This is a genomic window from Candidatus Kryptoniota bacterium, from assembly GCA_036567965.1.
In the GTDB taxonomy this organism is placed as follows: Bacteria; Bacteroidota; Ignavibacteria; order Kryptoniales; family JAKASW01; genus JAKASW01.
In genome coordinates, this window is the sequence record DATCTN010000012.1 from 154180 (window position 1) to 160446 (window position 6267).

Sequence of the window (6267 nt, forward strand, 5' to 3'; positions counted from 1 at the left end):
GATATACGGCAGGCTAATTATAGTTAGGCGGGCAGAACGTAGAGAAAGGAGACCACGATGAGAAATGAACAGGCAGCACCTGAGACGAAAGGTGTCACGGTGAAGCTGCTAGCAGCGCTTGACCTTGGCCTTGAAATCGAGGGCATGGCAGGGCGCCAACTTCGAATGCGTGTGGTGACCATCAAACCTGGAGGCGTCTTCGGCCCGATTCACGACCATAAAGACAGGCCGGGCATGGTCTATATACTGCAAGGAACGATCACTGACCATCGAAATGGAGTGGCGAAGGAGTATGGGCCGGGACTGGGCTGGCCCGAGGATAGGAACACCACGCACTGGCTTGAGAATAGAGGAACGACGCCGGCGGTGGAGATCTCAGTCGATATAGTCAGGCAACAGTGAGCTCAGGCCCGACATTTACCCCGGTCGCCGCCTAACGACACGCTGCAGCGGACTCGTCTTCAGTCGCTGCGCTCCTTCCTCCTCGCCGCTGAGCTTGAACCGTTAGGCAACAAACATAAAAAAGGAGAAATCGAATTGATAGCAAAAGGAACATATGGAGTAAAGAAGTGGGAGGAGAATGTGTACGAGCAAATCTCTTCGGAAGTGAAAATGACCAAAGCATCGGTTGAATATTCAATGAGCGGAGAGATTAATGGTAAGTCTGTTGTAGAATATTTGATGTTCTATAAATATTACAACGGAAACGACCAACATAAATCATCTGCTGTCTATATTGGGATAATGAGATTTATCGGTAGTATCTTAGGAAAAGAAGGAAGTTTTGCGATTGAAGACCATGGCACATTTGAGAATGGTGCGGCAAGTTCTACATTGCAAATTATTACTGGTTCAGGTATGGGAGAACTTAAAAGTATACAAGGGACTGGTCGGTATAGTGCTAATCAAGATGGTGCTCAGATAGAGTTAGATTACACGCTATAAACCAGATGCTTGTTGCCTAACCAGCGGCTCTCCGAAGGAGTCCTTCGGACAAGCTGACCGTATGAGCGTCAGTAGAATTTAATATTGCGCTTGGAAGTTTTGTGTTGAATGAAAATATTCGTCTTGTGCCTCGATTCGTTTTGTGTAAAATTATAATTGGCCACGCGGTCAGCTTAGCCGCAATCCGTTAGGTAGGCTCGCTGAAACTAATAGAAAGAGGTGAAAAGGGCAACGATGGGACTAATCTCTGGACATGAGGGTGAGTCACTCTTTATCGAGCCACTCTTGCGGTACTTTCGGCACAATCCACTTCCAGAGCTATTCAACAAAACGGAACAGCTCAAGGACGATAGATTGTTGGCTATTGTCACGGCTCTCATAGTCGAAGATCGTCTTGATGCTACGCTTAGATCATTCCTTCCTCGCTATTCGCGACTCACTACCGCGACTGATTTCACGTTCTCTATGAAGATCGCGCTCGCCGAGGCACTCGCGTTTATCCCAACGAAAATTTTGAGCGCAGCTACCGTTTTGCGCAAAATACGAAATGAGTTTGCACACCACCTAGAGTTGGACTCATTTGTACAACTCCAAGCTTCTCTCATTGCCGGCCTTAAGAATCTCCGAAGTGAAGCCTATGGCGTTTTCGGCGCAGACGAGAGAAAGCCGAAGGCAACTTTTTTAGAAGAATATAAGTCCGTCGCGTTCTTTTGTATTGTTGGTCTTGATGCGTACCAAGAGAATCTCTCATATCTACGTTCATATATTGAGAGGCCCGAATTCGTCGAAGCTTTGCTCAAAAGTTCTGCGGCAGAAAATGAAACGGAGATGAGAGCTGTTCTCTCACATCCTCCACTCAGTGTTGAGCTTCGAGACGGTCACCGGATTGAGAAATACCCGAAGGGTGTAGTTCATATTATTGCTGGTGAAGGCGGCGGTACTATCGACCTTGGCGAGGTCTTGAAAGATGAGTCAAAGCCAGATAGCGGCGGCTCCACCACCGCCACTTAACACACCGTTGCAGCCGACTGCCTACAACGTACGCTCCTGCGTCGCTCCCGCTTACGGCAGCGGCTGAGCACCAGCGTTAGAACGCACGAATTGCTCATGGCGTAGTTTAACGAGTTGCAGTAATTGTAAATTGACTTCTAACGGATAAAGTGAATGACTATAAATTTCAGTTTCAGTAAATATTTAATAAATTTATAACAAAACAGGAAAGATGAAAAAAATAATATTAGTAGCAGGTGCGACAGGCAATCTAGGCAAAAGGGTTATTAACGCTTTACTTGACAGGGGTGCTGAAGTTAGAGTGGTTGTTCGCTCAAGCAGTGATATTGAAAAATTAAATGAGCTTGAGAGACTTGGAGTGAAGATATTTAAGATAAATATGTCAAATGTAGAAGAAATGTCCGATGCATGCAGTGGTGTATCTTGTGTCGTGTCAGCATTGCAAGGATTACATGAGGTGATTGTAGATACCCAAAGAGTATTGTTGGATGCAGCAATAGCGGCAGGAATACCTCGCTTCATTCCGTCCGACTACTCGATCGATTTCACCAAGCTTCCACCCGGAGAGAACCGCAATCTCGATCTGCGCCGAGACTTCCATAAGCGCCTGGATGAGACTTCGATTTCAGCGACCACGATCTTCAACGGCGCATTTACCGATCTTCTGACCGATCAAATGCCGCTCATTCTCTTCAAACTGAAGCGAGTCCTGTATTGGGGGATGCAGACCAACGCATGGACTTCACGACGATTGACGACACGGCCGCATTCACGGCGAGCGCGGCTCTTCATCCGTCCACCCCTCGCATTTTACGAATCGCTGGCGATCAAATCAGCGCTCGGGAGCTCACAGCGGTTGTGGGTGAGGTGACGGCAAAGAAGTTCCGCCTGTTCCGCGCCGGAGGTCTGGGAATGCTCGGCACGCTTATCAAAGTAGCGCGCACCGTCACTCCCGCTGAGAAGGAGCTTTTCCCGGCATGGCAGGGCATGCAGTACATGCGTAACATGTTTGACGGCCGGGCAAAGCTAGAGCCGCTCGACAATGATCGCTATCCCAACATGCGTTGGACGACTGTGCGGGATGTGCTCTCAGCGCTTCAATTCAAGCGCCCGTCGTGAATTCTGTTGCCATGTTACGCGGGGCATAATCTAATGCATTGTGAACCGCGACACGGAACTGAATTTATAAACTCTATGTATCTGTCAAATAAATATTTTGCCGTGTGCGTTGTAACCAGTCGCTCCCGCCCAAAAGACGGCGGGCAAGCAAGCTGACGGAACCAGCGGTCGACGAATTCGCCGCGCGCCAGAAAATTTTTTTGAGGAAAGGCGATGTCTGCCGTGCGTATAGTCTACGATGAACTAGCTGCACGCCGCCGCAGCTTCCTGTCCGCCGAAGTCGTTCTTTCGACGAAGGCGGAAGCTCCGGTCCGTTAGGCCGCAGAAGAAACATTCCTCTCACCACCACCACACATAGGAGGTCACATGAAACGAGTCACTGGTATCGGCGGCATCTTCTTCAAGGCCAAAGACGCTCCATCACTGCAGGCTTGGTACAAGCGGCACTTGGGAATCGACGTCCAAGCCTGGGGCGGAGCCGCCTTCGATTGGACCGACGCCGAGGGCAAGCCGGTTGCAGGCACAACTGCCTGGCTCATCGATCCGCAAGAAAGTAATCACTTTGCTCCGAGCTCTGCTCCCTTCATGGTCAACTACCGAGTGGAAGACCTCCACGCCTTGGTCAAGGTCTTGAAGGAAGAAGGCTGCAATGTGCTCGAGAAGATTGACGAATCCGAGTATGGGAAGTTTGCCTGGGTCATTGATCCAGAGGGAAACAAGGTCGAGCTATGGCAGCCGCCTCAAGGCCAATGAGCAAGCTCGTTACTCACAGCTGCGAACTGCGGCCTAACAAGTCGCTCTCCGAAGGAGTCCTTCGGACAAGCTGACGGAACCAGGCGTCGACGATTTCGCCGCGCGCAAAAAGAATTTTTTAAGGAAAGGCGATGTCTGCCGCGCGTATGGTCTACATGGAAATGGCTGCACGTCGCCGCAGCTTCCTGTCCGCCGAAGTCGTTCTTTCGACGAAGGCGGAAGCTCCGGTCCGTTAGGACGCACGTCAACATACATCATGAAAATGTTCGTCTTCGCTCTAATCGTTGTTGTTTCTTGCATTCTCGGTTGCAGCAAGAACAATCCTGTGCAACCGCCGGGTTCATATGGAATCCGAATCATGTTACAAAATGGTTTCCAGTCAGATTCCGTGGCAATCGGCATCGACGGCCAAACACACGCTGAGTTTTAAATGGTCACAACAAACCCAAACACTGGGTTTGCTGCTTCGACCCAAACCAGTATCACCGATGGCGCTCACACTGTAAAGATCAATGTGCTAACCGACGAAGTGATCAGCGATACTGCTTTTGTGCATTCTAATAGCAATTTGTTCATAGTTGTTGATTATCTAAGATTGCAAAAACAAATTAACTATACGTTCACTACGACGCAGCCGGCAAACTGGCAAGACCAGTGAACGTGCGTGCTAACCAGGCGCTCCCGCCAAAAAGACGGAGGGCAAGCAAGCTGACGGAACAAGCTGAAGCACGAGAGCCCTGGCTCGTAAGGGTTTAGTGAAATCCATTCCTTCCTGAGCGGCGGGAAAGAGAGAAAAATCCATCTTTCAGCTCTCCAGCTTGCCTCAAGAACTTATCTGCCGTTCTACTAGGCGATGCCAGGGCATACCCCATTCTCTGATTTAGACTAATTTCTTAATCACCCTGCCAAATACAGGATGCATCTCAAACTTCAATGGAACGTTGAACTTGTGCATCGCAATATCCATCCACTCTCTCGAGGTTGTGATCTCTTTTATCACAAAACAGGAACCGTTCACTTCATATTTGAGAATTGTAACATCGATAGGTTCTGTTTCTCCTTTTAGTTCCAGCCGTAAATGAATGCGTTTTGTCTCCGGGTTTATGCTTGCATCGGCCAACTCGCCGAGATCAGAGAGGGATTTCTTAAACATTAACCTTAAAGCTTTCGAGACAATCCAATCCTTGGTTCGTCTCACCATGCCCATGCTACACTACTCCAGGTTGCTGCGGCAGTCCTTATAGGATTTCGAAACAAGAAATGCCGATTAGTCAGCTTCAGCATTTATTGCCGTACACAATGAGTCATATAAGGTAGCTCGATTCTCAATCGGCATCCTGACGTAACTTATAGTATTGTTTCTTCACTTCCTCAGGGCCGTATTTTCTCTCCAGCTCTCTGATGGTGAAATGACCCTCGGCCATTTTCTGAAAAAGGTTGATGAATAAAACATTAATAGTTGCGCCGGTCACAGCCCCAACGACAGGGACAATCTCGACCGCCACTTTCTCTGTTACAACAACTTCAAACCTTGCTGCTATCCGTGCAATCAACCTGGCAATTACAGGAGCTCCTTCGTCAGCCAGACCTTTAGCTGCAATGTATTCGGCGGCTTCGCTGAGCGCTCGCGCAAGTCCGATTCTCACGCCATAATAACTGGCGTCCAAAGAACCATGGCTTGATGATGAACTCCCCAGGGCAAAAACCTCAATGCACGCCAGCTTCGACTCGGGGACTGTCAAATCCTCACCGTGACTTCTAGCAATGAATGCGATTGACCGTAACATTATAGCAGTCGAAATTGGAAGCTCAAGAGTCAGGGCCCATGGCCCGAAGAAACCGCCCAATGCACCTGTTCCACCAACTGCTGCGCGGTGTATCCAATTACTGACCGAAACTTCTTTTGTTTGGTCCATGGTCTTTACGGCTATTTCCAACGCTACTCGAATGGACTTCGTTACAGCCCCCGTTATCCTTACCTTTATCCGTCTCGGCAGCCTGGAGATTGCCGACTCCAGAGGCACGCCGATGAGATTGGTAAGATTTGCGATCCAGCCAGGATTTTCGAGCAACTCGACAGCTTCTCTAAGCTCCTGCAGGTCCGTGCTATTCATCGTTTCAATATACCTGTCGTGGTTTTCGAGCACAACATTCTTACGCACGATGATACAGAAGCTGCATACACCTTGAGGCGGAAAGCAACCCGCTTCCTAAGATCTTGTTAGTCGGTTTCCCCCTTCGATCTCATTCTCAAATCCGTCCCGCCGGATTATCGCTCCACGAGGCGTGGATTTCTAAACGATGCCAGGGCATACCCCATTCTCTGATTTAGACTAATTTCTTAATCACCCTGCCAAATACAGGATGCATCTCAAACTTCAATGGAACGTTGAACTTGTGCATCGCAATATCCATCCACTCTCTCGAGGTTGTGATCTC

Annotated in this window: 8 protein-coding genes; 6 read left to right on the top strand and 2 right to left on the bottom strand. The window is 48.9% G+C overall.

Annotated features, from left to right (window positions below; translation table 11 throughout):
* Positions 1–57: 57 nt before the first annotated feature.
* The 6 genes from VIS48_05010 (at position 58) to VIS48_05035 (ending at position 3828) form a co-directional block, all read left to right on the top strand.
* A complete protein-coding gene (locus tag VIS48_05010) occupies positions 58–402 on the top strand; it encodes a cupin domain-containing protein (protein ID HEY9165500.1) in 345 nt (114 codons plus the stop codon).
* A gap of 135 nt (positions 403–537) precedes the next feature.
* The gene (locus tag VIS48_05015) at positions 538–945 is read left to right on the top strand and encodes a DUF3224 domain-containing protein (GenBank protein ID HEY9165501.1); all 408 of its coding nucleotides are present in this window, start codon (positions 538–540) and stop codon (positions 943–945) included.
* 465 nt (positions 946–1410) lie between these two features.
* On the top strand, positions 1411–1956 hold the full coding sequence (locus VIS48_05020) for a hypothetical protein (protein ID HEY9165502.1): 546 nt from the start codon (positions 1411–1413) through the stop codon (positions 1954–1956).
* A 211-nt stretch (positions 1957–2167) separates the two neighbouring features.
* Positions 2168–2827, top strand: coding sequence for an NmrA family NAD(P)-binding protein (locus VIS48_05025; protein HEY9165503.1), 660 nt, complete (start codon positions 2168–2170; stop codon positions 2825–2827).
* On the top strand, positions 2824–3075 hold the full coding sequence (locus tag VIS48_05030) for a hypothetical protein (GenBank protein ID HEY9165504.1): 252 nt from the start codon (positions 2824–2826) through the stop codon (positions 3073–3075). The genes VIS48_05025 and VIS48_05030 overlap by 4 nt, the downstream gene beginning before the upstream one ends.
* A gap of 366 nt (positions 3076–3441) precedes the next feature.
* Entirely contained in the window at positions 3442–3828 is a 387-nt protein-coding gene (locus VIS48_05035) for a VOC family protein (GenBank protein HEY9165505.1), read from the top strand.
* Positions 3829–4708: 880 nt separating this feature from the next.
* Here VIS48_05035 and VIS48_05040 read toward each other — a convergent pair.
* Both VIS48_05040 and VIS48_05045 read right to left on the bottom strand, forming a co-directional pair.
* Positions 4709–4981 (bottom strand): hypothetical protein, encoded by a 273-nt coding sequence (locus VIS48_05040; GenBank protein ID HEY9165506.1) that lies wholly within the window; start codon positions 4979–4981, stop codon positions 4709–4711.
* Positions 4982–5153: 172 nt separating this feature from the next.
* Positions 5154–5990: an EcsC family protein gene (locus VIS48_05045; GenBank protein ID HEY9165507.1), complete on the bottom strand. Its 837-nt coding sequence runs from the start codon at positions 5988–5990 to the stop codon at positions 5154–5156.
* Between the last annotated feature and the right edge of the window lie 277 nt (positions 5991–6267).